16 protein-coding genes are annotated in these 17,865 nt (G+C 69.2%); 6 read left to right on the forward strand and 10 right to left on the reverse strand.

Annotated elements, in window-relative coordinates:
• Position 1 precedes the first annotated feature (1 nt).
• Positions 2-778 carry an electron transfer flavoprotein subunit beta/FixA family protein gene (locus tag ACIOU8_RS16890; protein WP_400791955.1) on the reverse strand — a complete coding sequence of 259 codons (777 nt, stop codon included), beginning with the start codon at positions 776-778 and terminating at the stop codon, positions 2-4.
• 131 nt (positions 779-909) lie between these two features.
• Between ACIOU8_RS16890 and ACIOU8_RS16895 the strand changes: the two genes are divergently transcribed.
• From ACIOU8_RS16895 to ACIOU8_RS16905, 3 genes are read left to right on the forward strand one after another with little or no spacing between them, the layout of a single operon-like run.
• Positions 910-1,446, forward strand: a complete 537-nt coding sequence (locus tag ACIOU8_RS16895) for a MarR family winged helix-turn-helix transcriptional regulator (protein ID WP_400791957.1) — start codon at positions 910-912, stop codon at positions 1,444-1,446.
• A 1-nt stretch (position 1,447) separates the two neighbouring features.
• Positions 1,448-1,930, forward strand: a complete 483-nt coding sequence (locus tag ACIOU8_RS16900; protein WP_400791959.1) for an SRPBCC family protein — start codon at positions 1,448-1,450, stop codon at positions 1,928-1,930.
• Positions 1,927-2,370, forward strand: a complete 444-nt coding sequence (locus tag ACIOU8_RS16905) for a YdeI/OmpD-associated family protein (RefSeq protein WP_400791961.1) — start codon at positions 1,927-1,929, stop codon at positions 2,368-2,370. Before ACIOU8_RS16900 ends, ACIOU8_RS16905 begins: the two co-directional genes overlap by 4 nt.
• Positions 2,371-2,494: 124 nt before the next feature.
• Here ACIOU8_RS16905 and ACIOU8_RS16910 read toward each other — a convergent pair whose 3' ends face one another.
• The 4 genes from ACIOU8_RS16910 to ACIOU8_RS16925 are packed head-to-tail and all read right to left on the reverse strand — an operon-like array spanning position 2,495 to position 6,972.
• On the reverse strand, positions 2,495-3,271 hold the full coding sequence (locus ACIOU8_RS16910; RefSeq protein WP_400791963.1) for an enoyl-CoA hydratase: 777 nt from the start codon (positions 3,269-3,271) through the stop codon (positions 2,495-2,497).
• Between the two features lie 39 nt (positions 3,272-3,310).
• Complete coding sequence (gene mmsB / locus ACIOU8_RS16915; protein WP_400791966.1) at positions 3,311-4,219, reverse strand: 3-hydroxyisobutyrate dehydrogenase; 909 nt, start codon at positions 4,217-4,219, stop codon at positions 3,311-3,313.
• Entirely contained in the window at positions 4,216-5,439 is a 1,224-nt protein-coding gene (locus tag ACIOU8_RS16920; RefSeq protein ID WP_400791968.1) for an acyl-CoA dehydrogenase family protein, read from the reverse strand. Before ACIOU8_RS16920 ends, mmsB begins: the two co-directional genes overlap by 4 nt.
• 30 nt (positions 5,440-5,469) lie before the next feature.
• A complete protein-coding gene (locus ACIOU8_RS16925) occupies positions 5,470-6,972 on the reverse strand; it encodes a CoA-acylating methylmalonate-semialdehyde dehydrogenase (protein WP_400791970.1) in 1,503 nt (500 codons plus the stop codon).
• A gap of 170 nt (positions 6,973-7,142) precedes the next feature.
• Between ACIOU8_RS16925 and ACIOU8_RS16930 the strand changes: the two genes are divergently transcribed.
• The gene (locus ACIOU8_RS16930; RefSeq protein ID WP_400791972.1) at positions 7,143-9,218 is read left to right on the forward strand and encodes a beta-galactosidase; all 2,076 of its coding nucleotides are present in this window, start codon (positions 7,143-7,145) and stop codon (positions 9,216-9,218) included.
• Positions 9,218-10,183, forward strand: coding sequence for an aldo/keto reductase (locus tag ACIOU8_RS16935; RefSeq protein WP_400791974.1), 966 nt, complete (start codon positions 9,218-9,220; stop codon positions 10,181-10,183). Before ACIOU8_RS16930 ends, ACIOU8_RS16935 begins: the two co-directional genes overlap by 1 nt.
• A 365-nt stretch (positions 10,184-10,548) precedes the next feature.
• Here the strand turns inward: ACIOU8_RS16935 and ACIOU8_RS16940 are convergent, their stop codons facing one another.
• Positions 10,549-11,733, reverse strand: a complete 1,185-nt coding sequence (locus tag ACIOU8_RS16940; RefSeq protein ID WP_400791976.1) for a thiolase family protein — start codon at positions 11,731-11,733, stop codon at positions 10,549-10,551.
• Positions 11,734-12,068: 335 nt separating this feature from the next.
• Between ACIOU8_RS16940 and ACIOU8_RS16945 the strand changes: the two genes are divergently transcribed.
• Entirely contained in the window at positions 12,069-12,656 is a 588-nt protein-coding gene (locus ACIOU8_RS16945; protein ID WP_400791978.1) for an antibiotic biosynthesis monooxygenase, read from the forward strand.
• A gap of 165 nt (positions 12,657-12,821) precedes the next feature.
• Here ACIOU8_RS16945 and ACIOU8_RS16950 read toward each other — a convergent pair whose 3' ends face one another.
• The 4 genes from ACIOU8_RS16950 to ACIOU8_RS16965 are packed head-to-tail and all read right to left on the reverse strand — an operon-like array spanning position 12,822 to position 17,640.
• The gene (locus tag ACIOU8_RS16950) at positions 12,822-13,748 is read right to left on the reverse strand and encodes an aldose 1-epimerase family protein (protein ID WP_400791981.1); all 927 of its coding nucleotides are present in this window, start codon (positions 13,746-13,748) and stop codon (positions 12,822-12,824) included.
• A complete protein-coding gene (gene araA / locus ACIOU8_RS16955) occupies positions 13,748-15,271 on the reverse strand; it encodes an L-arabinose isomerase (RefSeq protein ID WP_400791984.1) in 1,524 nt (507 codons plus the stop codon). Before araA ends, ACIOU8_RS16950 begins: the two co-directional genes overlap by 1 nt.
• Before the next feature lie 42 nt (positions 15,272-15,313).
• Positions 15,314-16,957, reverse strand: coding sequence for a xylulokinase (locus ACIOU8_RS16960; protein WP_400791986.1), 1,644 nt, complete (start codon positions 16,955-16,957; stop codon positions 15,314-15,316).
• On the reverse strand, positions 16,954-17,640 hold the full coding sequence (locus ACIOU8_RS16965; RefSeq protein ID WP_400792427.1) for an L-ribulose-5-phosphate 4-epimerase: 687 nt from the start codon (positions 17,638-17,640) through the stop codon (positions 16,954-16,956). The genes ACIOU8_RS16960 and ACIOU8_RS16965 overlap by 4 nt, the downstream gene beginning before the upstream one ends.
• Positions 17,641-17,865 lie beyond the last annotated feature (225 nt).

Below are 17,865 nucleotides of genomic sequence, written 5' to 3' on the forward strand. Positions count from 1 at the left end.
GTCACACCAGCCTGTTCTGCACGAGGTATTCGACCAGTTTCTCCGCGGCATCGCCCTCATCGACGATCTTCACGCCGGCCGCGCGCGGCGGCTTCTCGGCGACCGAGGTCATGATCGTGCGAGGAGCCGCGGCAGGGTCTGCCGAGACACCGAGGTCGTCGAGGCTCAGGACCTCGAGCGGCTTCTTCTTCGCCGCCATGATGCCCTTGAAGTTCGGGAAGCGCGCGTCGGGCAGCGCCTCGGTGATCGAGATGACGGCGGGGAGGGATGCCGAGATCGGCTGCGCTCCGGCATCCGCCCCTCGTGTGCCCGTGATGCCCTCGGCTGTGATCTCGACCGAGGTGAGCGCGGTCGCGTGCGCCCAGCCGAGGTGCTCGGCGAGCATGGCGGCCATCACTCCGCCCGAGCCGTCGGTCGACAGGTTGCCGGTGATCACCAGGTCGGGTTCTCCGCGTCGGATCGCCGCGGCCAGCGTCTCTGCCGTGAGCCCGAGGTCGGCCCCTGCGAGCTGCTCGTCGGCGATGTGCACGGCGGATCCTGCGCCGATCGCGAGCGCCCTCCGCACCGACGCCGTCGACCCACCGGGGGCCATCGCGACAGCGACGACCTCGGTGCCCTCGTTCTTGTCGGCATGGCTGAGTGCGACCTCGAGCGCGCGCTCCGTGATCTCATCGAGAACGACGTCGCCGGCACTGCGCTCGGCGAGCCCTGTCTCGAGATTCAGCTTGCGGTCGCCGTAGGTGTCGGGCACCTCTTTGACCAGGACGAAGATCTTCATCGATTGCTCCTCACGACTGCGTCGATTCTAGCCCCTTGATACTGAGTCCCACCCGACGAGCGACTGAGAACCAGCCGCCCTACCGGCGAGCAGATCCCCGGAGTCCGAGCCCGATGCCCTACCGTAGAACCGTGGTCCGACCCCGCCCTCTGCCCGTCGATCCGCTCGCCGAGGCGAAGCGGCAATGGCTCGCGCACGGCTGGACCGATGCCGCCGACGGCATGACCGTGGTCACCTCGGTGATGCGGGCCCAGCAGCTGCTGCTCGCCAGGGTCGATGCGGCGCTCAAGCCGTTCGCGCTGAGCTTCGCCCGCTACGAGATGCTGCGTCTGCTGGCGTTCAGCCGCTCCGACCGCCTGCCGCTGTCGAGCGTGGTCGCCCGACTCCAGGTGCACGCGACGACCGTCACGAGCACGGCCGAGCGCCTGGTGCGTGACGGGTTGATCGTGCGCGAACCGCATCCGCACGACGGCCGAGCGGCCCTGCTCTCCCTGACCGACGCCGGCCGCGAACTCGTCGAGCGCGCCACCTCCGCCCTCAACGCCGATGTCTTCGCCGACCCCGGCATCAGCAGGGAGGACGCGACCGAGCTCGTCGCGATCGTCGCGCGCATGCGCAAGGCGGCCGGAGACTTCAGCGACCCGAAGCCGCAGCCGGACGCGCTCTGACGTGCCGGAGTTCGTGCTCGAGCGCGTGATCGCCGCCCCGCGTGCGACGGTCTTCGCCGTGGCGCTCGACCCCGGGCTGCATCTGCGGTCGATGGCGCGGTACGGCGAGACGATGGTCGAGGCCCCGGCGGGCGGTGTGTTCCGCGAAGGCTCGACCGTCACCTGGCGGGCGCGACACTTCGGCATCCCGTTCCGGCTGCGTTCCGTCGTGTACGACGTCGATCCGCCGCGCGGGTTCCGCGACCGGCAGCTCTCGGGGCCGTTCGGCTCGTTCTGGCACGAGCACGCGTTCGAGGAGCACCCGCGGGGCACGCTGATGCGCGACACGATCAGATTCCACTCGCCGTTCGGCCCGATCGGACGACTGGTCGATCGGCTCGTCCTGCGCGAATACATGCGACGCCTGATCGAGCAGCGCAACGACCAGCTGGCCGCAGAGGCCGAAGCAGAGGCAGACGGGCGCGGGCGCACACTGCCCGCATGAGCGAACTGCGCCTGCACACGACCGTCGAAGGCCGTGGCCCGGCCGCCGCGATCATCCTCACCGACGAGCAGGTCGCCTCGTTCGGGGCAGGCAAGGCGTTTCCCGTCGCCGTGACGATCGGCGAGCGGACTGCTCGGCTGCGCCTGGCCCGCATGGGCGGGCAGAACATGATCGGCTTCAGCAAAGCCGTCCGATCCGAGCTCGGGGTGGAGATCGACCAGGAGGTCGACGCCGTCATCCGTGTGGATGCCGCCGAACGCACCGTCGAGATTCCGTCGGCTCTCGCCGCGGCCCTCGACACCGACCCTGCGCTGCGATCCGCCTTCGATGCCCTGTCGTACTCGGTGCGCAAGGAGCATGCCCGCGCGGTCGCCGACGCGAAGCAGGACGCGACCCGAGACCGCCGCGTCGAGAAGGTCGTCGAGGCGCTGCGCGGCTGACGTGTCTGCCCGCTGGGGTTCACAACTCAGGAACGATGTGCACGCGCGGCGACGGATCGAGCCCACCCGCCCAGAATGAGGTCGGTCTTCCTGAGTTGTGAACAATGGAACCGCTGAGCGGACGTCAGCGGTTCTGGAAGTCGGGCGCACGCTTCTCCCGGAAGGCCGACATGCCTTCCTTCTGGTCTTCGGTGTCGAACAGCGCGGCGAACGCCCGCTTCTCGTGCCCGAGCCCGTCGGCGAGCGTCGTCTCCATGGCGGCGTCGAGCGCGGCCTTGGCGGCGAACACCGACGGCAGCGACTTCGACGCGATCGTCTCGGCCAGCTTCGTGGCCTCGGCGAGCAGCTCGGATGCCGGCACGACCCGTGAGACGAGTCCGGACCGCTCCGCCTCTTCGGCGCCCATGAATCGGCCGGACAGCACCAGCTCGGCCGCTTTGTAGTAACCCACGGCGCGGATCAGGCGCTGCGTGCCGCCCATTCCCGGGATGACGCCGAGGTTGATCTCGGGCTGACCGAACTTCGCGGTGTCGGCGGCGAGGATGATGTCGCACATCATGGCGAGCTCGCATCCACCCCCGAGCGCGAAGCCCGAGACTGCGGCGATCACGGGGGTGCGCACCGCCGCGAAATCGTGCCAGACGCCGAAGTGATCCGTCTCGAGCATCTCGGCGGCCGACATGCCCTCCATCTCCTTGATGTCTGCACCCGCGGCGAACGCCTTCTCCGATCCGGTGACGACGATCGCGCCCACGCCGTCGTCGAGGTCGAACGCCACGGCCGCAGCGGTGACCTCTTCGGCGAGGCGGCTGTTCAGCGCATTGAGGGCCTCGGGGCGGTTGAGGGTGATCCACCCGACCCGTCCGCGCTGCTCGACCAGGATCGTCTCGTACTCGGTCATCGTGAAGCCCTCTCCGTCGTGGTCATCTCAGTATGTCGCTCAGCGTCCGGGAGAGCCGTCACGGATGTCGGTGATGATGCCCGAGAAGTCGCGGGTCGCGCCCTCGCCCGCCGCGAAGGCTGCGTAGAGCTGCTGTGCGAGCCGCCCCATCTGCGCGTCGGTCGACGTCTGCTCGATCGCCTGCAGCGCGAGGCCGAGATCCTTCGCCATCAGCGCACCGGCGAATCCGGGCTGGTAGTCGCGATTCGCCGGGCTCGTCGGCACCGGTCCGGGCACGGGGCAGTTCGTCGTGATCGACCAGCACTGACCGGATGCCTGCGAGACGACGTCGAACAGCGCCTGATGCTCGAGCCCCAACCGCTCGCCGAGCACGAACGCCTCGGCGACCGCGATCTGCGACACCGCGAGCACCATGTTGTTGCAGACCTTCGCGGCCTGCCCGAGTCCGGGGCCGCCGCAGTGCACGATGCGCTTTCCCATGATCTCGAGCACGGGCAGTGCGGCTCCGAAGTCGTCGTCCGAGCCGCCGACCATGAACGCGAGCGTGCCGTTCTCGGCACCCACGACACCGCCCGATACCGGGGCGTCGACGTGGCGATGCCCGGCTGCGAGCGCCAGCGCGTGGGCGGCACGGGCTTCGTCTACCGCGATCGTCGACGACTCGATGAACAGGGTGTCCGGGCGCGCAGCGGCCAGTAGCTCGGTGCGGTAGGCGTCGATCACGTGGCGTCCGGCGGGGAACATCGTGATCACGACGTCTGCCTCGCGCACGGCATCCGCTCCGCTGGCTGCGATGGGGATGCCGACGGCCTGCGCCGCCTCGACCGCAGCCGGTACCAGGTCGAAGCCGTGCACGTCGTGCCCCGCCGCGACCAGGTTCTTCGCCATCGGAAGGCCCATGTGGCCGAGTCCGAGGAACGCGATCCGCGCCTGGGTCGCCTCGCTCATGATGCGCTCCGCATCCGGTCTCCGCCGCTCCGCTGGAGAGACGCCGAACCCGCAGGGCGGAGCATCTCACGCCCGACGATCAGTCGCATGATCTCGTTGGTGCCCTCGAGGATCTGATGCACCCGCAGATCACGCACGACCCTCTCTATGCCGTAGTCCTGCAGGTAGCCGTAGCCGCCGTGCAGCTGCAGCGCGCGGTTGGCGACGTCGAATCCGGCATCCGTTGCGAAGCGCTTGGCCATGGCGCAGCGCATCGTCGCATCCGGCGCCTGCTCGTCGACGGCCAGCGCGCCGTCTCTGACCATGAGGCGCGCGGCCTGCAGATCGGTGCGCATATCGGCGATCGCGAACATGATGGATTGCTTCTCTGCCAGCGGCTCGCCGAACGCGACGCGCTCGTGCACGTACTGCACCGCGCGATCGAGGGCCCACTGCGCACCGCCGAGCGAGCAGGCCGCGATGTTGAGGCGTCCGCCGTTGAGCGCCGACATCGCGATCGCGAAGCCACGGCCCTCGTCGCCGAGCATTCCGGATGCCGGGACACGCACGCCGTCGAGGATCACCTGGCGGGTCGGCTGCGCGTGCCAGCCCATCTTCTTCTCCGGAGCCCCGAAGCTCAGGCCGTCGGCGTCTCCGGGAACCAGGAAGGCACTGATCCCCTGATGATTGGGTCCCTGAGCCTGTTGAAGGTCCCCGGTGCGTGCCATCACCACGTAGACCGCGGCCTCGCCCGCGCCCGAGATGAACTGCTTCACGCCGGTGAGCAGATAGTCGTCTCCGTCGCGCACCGCGCTCGTGGCGATGTTCGCGGCATCCGATCCGACCCCGGGCTCGGTCAGGCAGTACCCGCCGAACTCCTGCATCGCGGTGAGCGGGGGCAGCCAACGGCCTCGCTGCGCGTCGTCGCCGTAGGTGTCGATCATCCAGACCACCATGTTGTGGATCGAGATGTAGGCGGCGACCGCAGGGTCGCCCTTGGCGAGCTCCTCGAAGATCGCGACGGTGTCGGAGCGGCTGAGCCCGGTGCCGCCGAAGTCCTCACGCACGTAGATGCCGCCGAGCCCGAGCTCGCCTGCCTTGCCGAGCGACTCCCGCGGGAAGAGGTGCTTCTCGTCGCGCTCGGCCGCGAACGGTGCGAGCTCGGTGTCGGCGAAGTCGCGGACGGCGTCGAGGATGGCCTCTCGTTCTTCGGCGGTGGTGGTGACGGTGGTCATGGTCATGTCGATTCCTTGTGGGAGGCCCCGCGGAGGTCAGTGCATGGTGGGGATCACGAAGCTCGCGCCGTCGCGGATCCCGGCAGCGGGCCAGCGGCTCGTGACGGTCTTGGTCTTCGTGTAAAAGCGGAAGGCGTCGGCGCCGTGCTGGTTGAGGTCACCGAACCCGCTGCGCTTCCAGCCGCCGAACGTGTAATACGCGATCGGAACGGGGATCGGCACGTTCACACCGACCATGCCGACCTCGACCCGGGCGGCGAAGTCACGGGCGGCATCGCCGTCGCGGGTGAAGATCGCGACGCCGTTGCCGTATTCGTGCTCGGATGCCATGCGCAGCGCCTCTTCGTAGTCGACGGCGCGGGCGATCACGAGCACCGGTCCGAAGATCTCCTCGCGGTAGATCGCCATGTCGGTGGTCACGTGATCGAACAGCGTCGGGCCGAGGTAGAACCCCTGCTCGTGCCCCTCGACCGTGAAGCCGCGGCCATCGGCGAGCAGCGTCGCGCCCTCGTCGACTCCTTGCTGGATGTACCCCTCGACCCGCTCGACCGCCGCCCGGGTGACGAGGGGGCCGTAGTCGACGTCGGCCGAGAGCGAGGGCCCGATGCGCAGCTGGGCCACGCGCTCGGTGAGCTTGGCCGCGAGCGCATCGGCCGTCTCCTGCCCGACCGGCACCGCGACCGAGATCGCCATGCAGCGCTCGCCCGCCGAACCGTAGCCCGAGCCGATCAGAGCGTCGACAGCCTGGTCGAGGTCGGCGTCGGGCATCACGATCATGTGGTTCTTGGCACCGCCGAAGCACTGCGCGCGCTTGCCGTGCGCGGCCGCCGTCGAGTAGATGTACTCGGCGATCGGGGTCGAGCCGACGAATCCCACGGCGCGGATGCGGTCGTCGGTCAACAGCGCGTCGACGGCCTCCTTGTCTCCATGCACGACGTTGAGCACGCCGGCAGGCAACCCCGCCTCGAGGAACAGCTCGGCGATGCGCACAGGAACGGAGGGGTCGCGCTCGCTGGGCTTGAGCACCACGGCGTTGCCGGCGGCGAGCGCGGGGCCCGCCTTCCACAGCGGGATCATGGCGGGGAAGTTGAACGGGGTGATTGCGGCGACCACTCCGAGGGGCTGCCGCATCGAGTACACGTCGATGCCCGCACCCGCGCCCGTCGAGTACTCACCCTTGAGCAGGTGCGGTGCACCGGCAGCGAACTCGATGACTTCGAGGCCCCGCTGGATGTCGCCCTTCGCGTCGTCGACCGTCTTGCCATGCTCGCTCGCGAGCAGTTCGGCGAGCGACTGCATCTCGCGCTGCGCGAGATCGAGGAATCGCAGCAGCACACGAGCGCGCTTCTGCGGGTTGGTCGCCGCCCACTCGACCTGCGCGGCCTCGGCGTTCGCGATCACGCCTGCGACCTCCGCAGCGGAGGCCAGCGGCACGCGCGCCTGCACCGATCCGGTGCTCGGCTCGAAGACGTCGGCGAAGCGGCCGCCCTCGGGGGTGAGGTGCTTTCCGCCTACGAAATGGGGAATGGTACGAGTCATTGTGCGATGTCCCTTCGCGCCGTCGTTGGCACTATGACGATGGTACTTCGGTGTCCTGAGATTTACTAGGGTGTCCTTGCACTTGCAGGATCCCGTTCCTCGCTTCCACGGAAAGCGCTTCCCCAGTAGGGTCGTGAGAACCGGTCCTCGACCACCGACCCAGGAGACCCATGCACTACGGCGCCGACTACAACCCCGAGCAGTGGCCACGAGAGGTGTGGCCCGAAGACGTCCGGCTCATGCGCGAAGCGGGGGTCACGATGGTGAGCCTCGGCATCTTCTCGTGGTCGCGCATCCAACCCGCCGAGGGCGAGTTCGACTGGGAGTGGCTCGACGAGATCATCGGGCTCCTGCACGAGGGCGGGATCCAGGTCGATCTCGCCACCGCCACTGCATCCCCGCCTCCGTGGGCCACGACCGCCTACCCCGAGATGCTGCCGCAGGACGCCGACGGCACGACCTTCTGGCCGGGCAGCCGGCAGGCATTCGCGCCCTCGTCGCCGATCTACCGCCGCCTCGCCGCCGAGCTGGTCACCGCGCTCGCCGAGCGCTATGCGCAGCATCCGGCCGTCGTGCTCTGGCATGTCAACAACGAGTACGGATGCCACCTGCACTACGACTACTCCGACTCGGCACGCGACGCCTTCCGCGTGTGGCTCGAGCACAAGTACTCCACGATCGACGCGCTGAACCACGCCTGGGGCACCGACTTCTGGTCGCAGCGCTACACAGCGTTCGAGCAGATCGTGCCGCCACGCAAGGCGCCGTACAGCATCAATCCGACGAGCGTGCTCGACTTCAAGCGGTTCACCTCCGACACTCTGCTCGAACTGTTCGTCATGGAGCGCGACATCATCCGCGCCTCGGGCGCGACCCAGCCGATCACCACGAACTTCATGGGCGCCTTCCCGCCAGCCGACTACTGGAAGTGGGCGGCCGAGGTCGACGTGATCAGCGACGACAACTACCCCGACCCCAACGACCCGGAGTCGTTCCGCGGGGCGGCGTTCGCCCGCGAGCTGATGCGCGGTCTGAAGCCGGGCGTGCCGTGGATCCTCACCGAGCAGTCGACGAACGCCCTGAACTGGCGACCGACCAACGCCCCGAAGGCACCTGGGCAGATGGCCGCGATCAGCGCGCAGGCGGTCGGCCGCGGTGCCGACGGCATCATGTTCTTCCAGTGGCGCCAGTCGCGGCGAGGCAGCGAGAAGTTCCACTCGGCGATGGTGCCGCAGGCGGGGCTCGACACCCGCACCTGGCGCGAGGTCACAGAGCTCGGGGGCCGGCTCGCCCAGCTGCCCGACCTGCCGGACGTCTCCTCGGGCGCGAAGATCGCGCTCGTCTTCGACTGGGAGAACTGGTGGGCCATCGACGGCCGCGACCACCCGATCGCGCTCGACTACCTGACGCTCGCCCACCGCTGGTACGCGGCGCTGCACAGACAGAACCTCGCCGTCGACATCGTCAACACCACCAGCGATCTCAGCGCCTACTCGCTGGTCGTGGCACCTCAGCAGTATCTGCTCGACGACGAGGGTGCGGCGAACCTCTCGGACTACGTCGCGCAGGGCGGCAATCTGTTCGTCTCGGCGTTCAGCGACGTGGTCGACCAGGACGACGCGTTCCGCGACGGCGGCTTCATCGTCTCGCTGCGCGATGCGCTCGGGGTCGCGCTCGAGGACTTCGGAGCACTGGTGCCGCCTGAATCCGTGCGCTCGGCCGATTCGGCCGGAGAGGTCGCGAGCCACGCCGTGCCTGACGGGCCCGGCCAGTCGGAGGCACCGCTCGACGGCCCCGCCGGTCGCATCGTCGGGCAGTACTTCGCCGAAGAACTGATCGTGGGGGATGCCGAGGTGCTCGGCCGCTTCACCGAGGGGCGCACCGAGGGTCGCGCCGCCTTCACGCGCAAGCAGTTCGGTGCCGGCCACGGGTACTACCTCGCGACGATCCCGGATGATGCGGGCATGGCCGCCGTTCTCGGCTGGCTCGCCGCCGGAGCCGGGGTGACGGCAGAGATCGAGGGGCTGCCCGAACACGTCGAGATCGCGCGGCGGGGCAGCATCCTCACCGTGATCAACCACAGTCCGGAGCCGTTCGCCGTCGACGTGCCGGGAACCGACCTGCTCAGCGGGTCGACCGGTGCTCGACGCGAACTCGGCGCGTACGGCTGGGCGTTCATCGACACGAGCGAATCGCCGTCATCGGTTTCGCAGGATTCGCAGCACCCACAGAAGGAGAACGACTGATGCAGTACACACGTCTCGGACGAGCGGGGGCGCGCGTGAGCCGCCTGGCTCTCGGCACCATGAACTTCGGTCCGGTGATCGACGAGGATGCTTCCCGCGCCATCCTGGATCGCGCGGTCGACGCCGGCATCGACTTCATCGACACCGCTGACGTCTATGGCGGCGGACGGTGGGGCGACCACCCCGGACAGTCTGAGGAGATCCTCGGACGCTGGATGAAGGACCGCGGCAACCGCGACGGCCTGATCGTCGCGACCAAGGTGTTCGGCGTGATGGGCCCTCGATCGAACGATCGGGGACTGTCGGCGGTGCACATCCGCGCCTCGGTCGAGGACTCGCTGCGGCGGCTCGGCACCGACCACATCGACCTCTATCAGATGCACCACATCGACCGCGACGTGCCTCTCGACGAGACACTCAGCGCCTTCGCGACGCTGCGCGAGCAGGGCAAGATCGTCTACCTCGGCAGCTCGAACTTCGCCGGCTGGCACCTCGCGCGCGTGCACGAGATCGCTGCGGCCGCTGGCTATCCGGCCCCGGTCACTGAGCAGTCGCTGTACAACCTCACCGAGCGCACCGTCGAGCTCGAGGTCGTGCCGGCCGCGGAGCAGTACGGCATGGGACTGCTGCCCTGGTCGCCGCTCGCCAGCGGGCAGCTCGGAGGCGTTCTGCAGAAGACCGATCGCTCCCGGTCGAGCCTCGACGCGCTCGGCGACCGTCGTCCTGCGATCGAACGCTACGAGGAGTTCTGCGCCGAGCTCGGCATCCGCCCCGGTGTCGTCGCGATCGCCTGGTTGCTGCACCAGCCGGCGGTGACCGCGCCCGTGATCGGTCCGCGCACGATCGACCAGCTCGACTCGGCCGTCGAGGCGCTCGAGGTGACGCTGGATGCCGACACGCTCGCCGAGCTCGACCGCATCTGGCCGGGTCCCGGCGGCACCGCTCCCGAGGCGTACGCCTGGTAGCCGTCTCGAACCGGTGTTCGCCGGTCGTTCACCGTTCGGACATGTCGACCGACTACAACTGCAGATGCGCGGACACAGACTCAGACCGGATCGGGTAGTCACGTCATCCGCGCATACGGTGAGCGTCTGCTCCCGAAGAGACCCCCGCCGAATCGGGTCGGCGGGGGTCTTCTCTGTCTTGTCCGTCTTCTTTGTCTTGTCCGTCTTCTCTGGTTCGCGTGCGGTCGCTTCGCAAGTCCGTGTGCGCCTCGCGAGTCCGAATTCTCCGGATCTGGACTCGGCTGGCGCACATCGACTCGGCTGCGGCACAGCGGATGCCGGACGCTGGATGCCGGACGCCGGACGCCGGATGCCGGATGCCGGGACTACAGGCGCTCGATGATCGTGGCGTTCGCCATGCCGCCCCCCTCGCACATGGTCTGCAGGCCGAATCGCCCTCCGACCGCGTCGAGCTGGTCGATGAGGGTTCCGAGCAGTCGGGTGCCCGACGATCCGAGAGCGTGGCCGAGGGCGATCGCCCCTCCACGGGGGTTGAGCTTCGCGGCATCCGCCCCGACCTCCGCGGCCCACGCCAGCGGCACCGACGCGAAGGCCTCGTTGACCTCGTAGGCGTCGAGGTCGTCGATCATGAGTCCGGCGCGCTCGAGGATGCGGCGGGTCGCAGGAATGGGTCCGGTCAGCATCATCAGCGGATCGTCGCCGACCACCGTGAACGCGTGGAACCTCGCTCGCGGCGTGAGACCCAGGGCTTCGGCGCGCGCGGCGCTCATCAGCAGAGCAGCGGATGCTCCATCGGTGAGCGGTGAGGAGTTGCCGGGAGTGATCCGCCAATCGACCTCGGGGAAGCGCGCGGCGAGCGCATCTGTGCGGAACGCCGGGTTCAGCCCCGCCAGCCCCTCAGCGGTCGTGCCGGCGCGGACGGTCTCGTCGGCCACGGCATCCGGTGCCTCTGCGACCGGGATCACGGTGCGGTCGAAGAATCCCTCGTGCCACGCGGTGGCCGCGCGACGGTGCGACTCGGCAGCGTAGTCGTCGAGCGCAGCGCGATCGAGGCCCCAGCGCTGGGCGATGAGCTCGGCGGACACACCCTGATTCACGAGACCCTCGGGGTAGCGCTCGCGCAACCGGGGCGACATCGGACTTCCGGCGACTGCCGACGACCCCAGCGGCACGCGACTCATCGACTCGACACCGCCCACGATGACCGCGTCGTATGCTCCGGCCATGATGCCCTGCGCGGCGAAGTGCACCGCCTGCTGACTCGACCCGCACTGACGGTCGATCGTCGTGGCGGGGATCGACTCGTCGAAACCCGCGGCGAGCACGGCCTGCCGGGCGATGTTCGACGACTGGTCGCCGACCTGACTCACGCAGCCGAGGATCACGTCGTCGATCTGTCGTGAGTCGAGACCGTTGCGTTCGAGGATCGCGGCGAGCGCGCCCGCCGCGAGGTCGACGGGATGAACGCCCGACAGGGCACCGCCCTGTTTGCCCCGCCCGACGGGGGTGCGGACGATATCGACCAGGACGGCTTCGCTGCGCGTGCTCATGCCTCCCATTCTCACCCTGTCGTCGAGTCATGGGACGGACGCCGCTTCGCTGCCCTGCACCAGGCTCGGCAATGCGCGCCTGCGAAGGCCGAATTCTCGGCATCCGGCCTTCGCAGGCGCATTCGGCCTTCGCAAGCGCATTCGGCCTTCCGAAGCGTCTGGCACCCGGCATCGGGCACCGGGTCAACACGTCGGGATGCCGGCTTCGCGCGCCGCGAAAACGGGCGGCAGCCCCCGGCATCCGAAATACAATCGATGATGCGCCCGCACCCTGGCGCATCCCCCACCGTCGAGGCGCCCGCGACCCGGGCGACCGCACTCTCCGAGGACCCACCATGTCCAGCGAACCCATCACCGTCTCCATCCGCCGCGAGCTCGACCCCGAGCATGTGGCGGAAGCCACTGCCTGGGTGCAGACCGGCGTGAATCTCGCCCACCGGTACCCGGGGTTCCTCGGATCCGGATGGGTGCGCGACGGCGAGGACTCGCACGTCTGGCACATGCTCTACCGGTTCTCCGACGAGAAGTCGCTCGTGGCCTGGGAGCAGTCGGGCGAGCGCGAGTGGTGGAAGTCGACCGGCGAGCAGTTCGTGCGCAGCGAGCGTGTGCGGCGTCGCAGCGGCATCGAGGGCTGGTTCGACGAGCCGACCACCGACACCATCACGCTCCCCCGCGCGGACGGCACGACGACCACTGTCGCGATGGTCAGCACTCCCCCGCGGTGGAAGCAGGCCGTGTCGATCTGGCTCGGGTTCTTCCCTCTGAACCTCGCCCTCACCTACGCTCTGAGCCCGGTTCCCGGCTGGAACGAGCTGCCGATCTGGCTGCGAGTGCTCGCCATGACGGTGGTGCTGACGCCGATCATGACGTACTGGGTGCTGCCGTTCGTGACGCGTTCGCTGCGGAACTGGCTCAACCGCTGAGGCGGGTCGCCTGCGGTCCGGGCGTCCGCGGCATACGCGCGCCGCGATCGCGACCGTGAGTGGTCAATAGCGCACCGGAAACAGCCGTTTCGGATGCGCTTTTGACCACGCACCACGTCGCACAGACACTGCGACCGGAGCCACGGCGCGGCGGGCACGAGATCCTCAGACGGCGGAGATCCGCCAGGATGCCGCATGCGTCGCGCCGGGTTCGAGCACGACGAGGTCGGCCGCCGAGTTGAACGCGTCGGGCGGACAGGTCATGGGCTCGACCGCGAGGCCGATGCGGTGGATCGCATCGAACCCCGGATTGTCGGCCGTGTGCACCTGCACCCACGGGCAGCGCGCGTCGAAGGTCATCGCGACGCCGGTGCCGGCATCCGTCACCAGCCGCACCTCGGCGACCCCGCCATCGCGCTCGAGACTCGTGAACGCGTGGTCGATGAAGACGTCGCCGATCGGGCGCGCAGCGCGGAAGTCCCACTCCGGATGCTCGTCCACGGCCTCCACGGCGACCGGGCTCAGTCGGTCGGGGGTGACCGTGAGAACCTCGGATGCCGGCAGGGTCAGCGTCCAGTCGTCCACTCGGCCTGCGCCGGCGACGAGATACGGATGCGGTCCGGTGCCCCAGGGCGCAGCATCCGCCCCGAGGTTGCGCGCCGTGACGGTCTGCTGCAGGCCGTCACCGTCGATACGGTATTCGGTCTCGACCTCGACGCGGAACGGGTACCCGGTCTGCGGCTCGATCACGGCCGCGAGCACGACGCGGTCATCGAGCACGAGCCGATCTTCGAACTCTGCCCACGCGAGCAGACCGTGGAGCGCCTGACCTCGGGCAGGCTCGGTGAGAGCCAGCTGATGCTCGACACCGCCGAACGCGTACCGGCCGTCGACGATGCGGTTCGGCCACGGCGCGAGCGTCGTGCCGCGGTAGCCGGGGCGCACCTCGTCGGCGTCGAAGGGAACGACCAGATCGCGCCCCTCGAAGGTCAGCACACGCAGCGATGCGCCGACGCTCGCGATCACAGCTTCATAGCCATGCCCCGCGATGCGCAGCTGGCGACCGGAGCGCGGCCGACCCGCTCCCGTCATCACAGCCCCTGCGCGAGTCGGTAGTAGGCCTGGTTCCAACGGACCTGCTTCTGGAACTCGGGCAGCGTGGTCGCATCGTCGATCACGAGCAGCTCGACCTCGGCCATCTCGGCGAAGTCGCGGAAGGCCTCCAGTCCGACAGCGGTCGACATGACGGTGTGGTGCGCAGCACCGGCGGTCAGCCACGCCGCTGCGCTCGTGGTGAAGTCGGGCTGCGGCTTCCAGACAGCGCGGCCGACCGGGAGCTTCGGCAGCGACTGGCGCGGCGGCACGTTCTCGACGACGTTCGCGGTGAGGCGGAACCGGTCACGCATGTCGCTGAGCGCGACGACGATCGCGGGGCCGGGGTCGGCCGTGAACACCAGGCGCACGGGATCGTCCTTGCCGCCGATGCCGAGCGGGTGGATCTCGAGCGTCGGCTTCGCGGTGGTGAGCGAGGGCGAGACCTCGAGCATGTGCGCCCCGAGGATCAGCTCGTCACCGGGTGTCATGTCGTACGTGTAGTCCTCCATGAGGCTCGCGCCGCCGGGAAGACCCGCACCCATCACGTTGGCGACGCGCACGAGGATCGCCGTCTTCCAGTCGCCCTCGGCGCCGAAGCCGTAGCCCTCGGCCATCAGGCGCTGCACCGCGAGCCCCGGCAGTTGCGTGAGCGCACCGAGGTCTTCGAACGAGGTGGTGAAGGCACCGAAGCCGCCCTCCTCGAGGAACGTCCGCAGACCGATCTCGATCGCGGCTCCGTCACGCAGCGACTGGTGGCGGTCGCCACCGCGACGCAGCTCGGGCACGACCTCGTACAGCTCTTCGTACTCGGCCACGAGGGCGTCGATCTCGGAATCGGATGCCGCGGCGACGGCATCCGCCAGATCGTTCACGCCCCACGTGTTGACCTGCACGCCGAAGCGCAGCTCGGCCTCGGTCTTGTCGCCCTCGGTGACGGCGACGAAGCGCATGTTGTCGCCGAAGCGGGCGAGCTTGAGCGAACGGGACGCAGCGAGGCCGGCGGCCGCGCGCTGCCAGGTCGCGATCTCCTGGCGCACCCGCGGGTCGCTCGCGTGACCGACGACGGTCTTTCGCGGCACGCCCAGGCGGGTCTGGATGTAGCCGAACTCGCGGTCTCCGTGCGCCGCCTGGTTGAGGTTCATGAAGTCGAAGTCGATGTCGGCCCAGGGCAGCTCGACGTTCGCCTGCGTGTGCAGGTGCGCGAGCGGCTTCTGCAGGGCATCGAGACCGGCGATCCACATCTTCGCGGGGCTGAACGTGTGCATCCACGCGATCAGACCGATGACCCTGTCATCCGCGTTGGCCTCGAGCGCGGTGCGCTTGATGGCGGCGGAATCCGTCAGCACCGGCTTCCAGACGATCTTCACCGGAACCTCGCCGGCCTCGTCGAGGATGCGGGCGATCTGCTGTGACTGCTCGGCGACCTGCGCCAGCGTCTCGGGGCCGTAGAGGTGCTGGCTGCCGGTGAGGAACCAGACCTCGTAGCCGTCGAGCGAGGTGGTGAGCGGGGTGCGGGTCATGAGGGTCCTTTCAGAAGGTGGGTCGCTGAGCCTGTCGACGCGTCAGAGCGAGTCGACGGCGGCAGCCTCGATGGCGAGGCCGGCACGGTAGCGGTCGAGGTAGGCCGTGAAGCCGGCGACGTCGGCGGGATCGGGGTCGGCGACCGAGAGGGACGCCGAGGCGAAGACATCGCGTTCGAGGTACTCGCCGAGCGACGCCGTCTCGGAGTGCGCGAGGTACGACGCGAGCACCGCGATGCCCCACGCGCCGCCCTCAGAGGCGAGTTCGCCCACCGCGACCGGGGCGCCGAGAGCACCCGCGAGGAACCGCTGCGCGACCCCCGCCGTGCGGAACATGCCCCCGTGCGCGAACAGGCGGTCGAGTTCGACCCCCTCGGCGGCGAGCACCTGCATGCCGAGTGCGAGCGTGCCGAAGACGCCATACAGCTGCGAGCGCATGAAGTTGCCGAGCGTGAAGGCACTGTCGGGCGTGCGCACGAACAGCGGACGCCCCTCGGTGAGACCGGCGATCGGCTCGCCCGCGAGATGGTTGTAGGCCAGCAGCCCACCGGCATCCGCTTCGCCGTCGAGGGCCTCACGGAACAGCGCGTCGAAGACGGCGTCGTCGCTCAGCGGCTGCCCGGCCACGGCCGAGAAGCGGGTGAAGAGACCGGCCCAGGCGGCGAGCTCGCTCGCGCCGTTGTTGCAGTGCACCATCGCGACGGCGTCACCCGCGGGAGTCGTCACGAGGTCGAGCTCGTGATGCACCTCGGCAAGCGGTCGCTCGAGCACGACCATCGCGAAGATGCTCGTTCCGGCCGAGACGTTGCCGGTGCGCGGAGACACCGAGTTGGTCGCCACCATGCCGGTGCCGGCGTCGCCCTCCGGCGGGCACAGCGGGATGCCGGGCTGCAGTGCGCCGGTCGGGTCGAGGAGCCTCGCGCCCTCCGGCGTGAGAGACCCGGCGGAGGCGCCGGCCGGGAGCACGGTGGGGAGGAGGTCGCGGGCGGCCGCGGGAAGGCGGTCTGCAGCGACGGCGTCGTAGGCCTGCAGCATCCGCTCGTCGTAGTCACCGGTGCTCGAGTCGATCGGGAACATGCCGGAGGCATCACCGACGCCGAGCACCCGCTCGCCCGTGAGTCGCTGGTGCACGTACCCGGCGAGGGTGGTGACTGCGTCGATCCGGGGCACATGCGCCTCGCTGTCGAGCACGGCCTGGTGCAGGTGCGCGATCGACCAGCGCAGCGGGATGTTGACGCCGAGCAGGTCGGTGAGCTCTGTGGCGGCCGCACCCGTGTTCGTGTTGCGCCAGGTGCGGAACGGCACGAGCAGCTCGCCCTGCGCGTCGAACGCGAGGTAGCCGTGCATCATGGCCGAGATGCCGATCGCGCCGAACGTCTCGGGGCGCACGCCGTGGCGCTCGTGCGCGTCGGCGACGAGCTCTGCATAGGCAGCCTGGAGGCCTGCCCAGACCTCGTCGATCGAGTAGGTCCAGAGCCCGTCTTCGAGTCGGTTCTCCCACGCGAACGAGCCGGTGGCCAGCACCTCGGTGGCGTCCGAACCGATCAGGCATGCCTTGATTCGCGTGGAGCCGAGCTCGATGCCGAGGCTCGTGCGGGCGGCGAGGATGTCGTCGCGGGCGGTGGTGCGGGCCGTGTCGCGGGCGGTGGTCGCACCCTGGGCCCCTGAGCTTGTCGAAGGGCTCATCGTCGGGCGTCCGAGTTCTGTCCGTAGACGTTCTGGTAGCGGTCGAAGAGGCTGTCGATCGCTTCCTGCGGAATCGGGATCAGGGGGCCGGCTTCGCGGGCATAGTGCACGGTGCGGGCGACGTCCTCGACCATGACGGCGGCCTTCACGGCATCCTTCGCGTCGGCTCCGATCGTGAACGGGCCGTGGTTCTGCATCAGCACCGCACGGCTGCGGTGACCGCTGAGGGTCTGCACGATGCCGCGGCCGATCGAGTCGTCGCCGATGATCGCGAACGGCCCGACGGGAATCGGACCGCCGAACTCGTCGGCCATGGCCGTGATGACGCACGGGATCTCTTCGCCACGAGCGGCCCAGGCCACCGCGAACGTCGAGTGCGTGTGCACGACACCGCCGACGGTGGGCATGTGGCGATAGACATACGCGTGGGCGGCGGTGTCGCTCGAGGGCGAACGCTCACTGCCGGGCGTGCCGGGGATGACGGCGCCGTCGAGATCGCAGAGGATCATGTTCTCGGGCGTCAGGTCGTCGTAGCTCACACCCGAGGGCTTGATGACGAACAGGTCGGCGCCGGGGACGCGGCCCGACACGTTGCCGCCGGTCCAGACGACGAGGCCGTAGCGCACGAGTTCGGCGTGCAGACGGGCGACGTCCTCGCGGACGGCCTGGATCGATGCGTCTATCTCAGCGGAGAAGGCGTTCTCGTCAGAGAAAGCGGGGGCTTCGTTGCTCACGGGTACCTCAGGGTCGTCGGTGGTCACTGTGACCGGTCACAGCAGTGTGTCACGGGGGCCGGTGGGGCGTCAAGACGCGAGCGGCCGCGGGCGGCCGTTCACAATTCAGCATGATCGGATCGCTCGCGGTGCCTGCCACCCGGAATCTCGCGGGTTCGGTTGTCGGACGGAGCC

The organism is Microbacterium sp. NPDC087589 (assembly GCF_044743635.1).
In the GTDB taxonomy this organism is placed as follows: domain Bacteria; phylum Actinomycetota; class Actinomycetes; order Actinomycetales; family Microbacteriaceae; genus Microbacterium.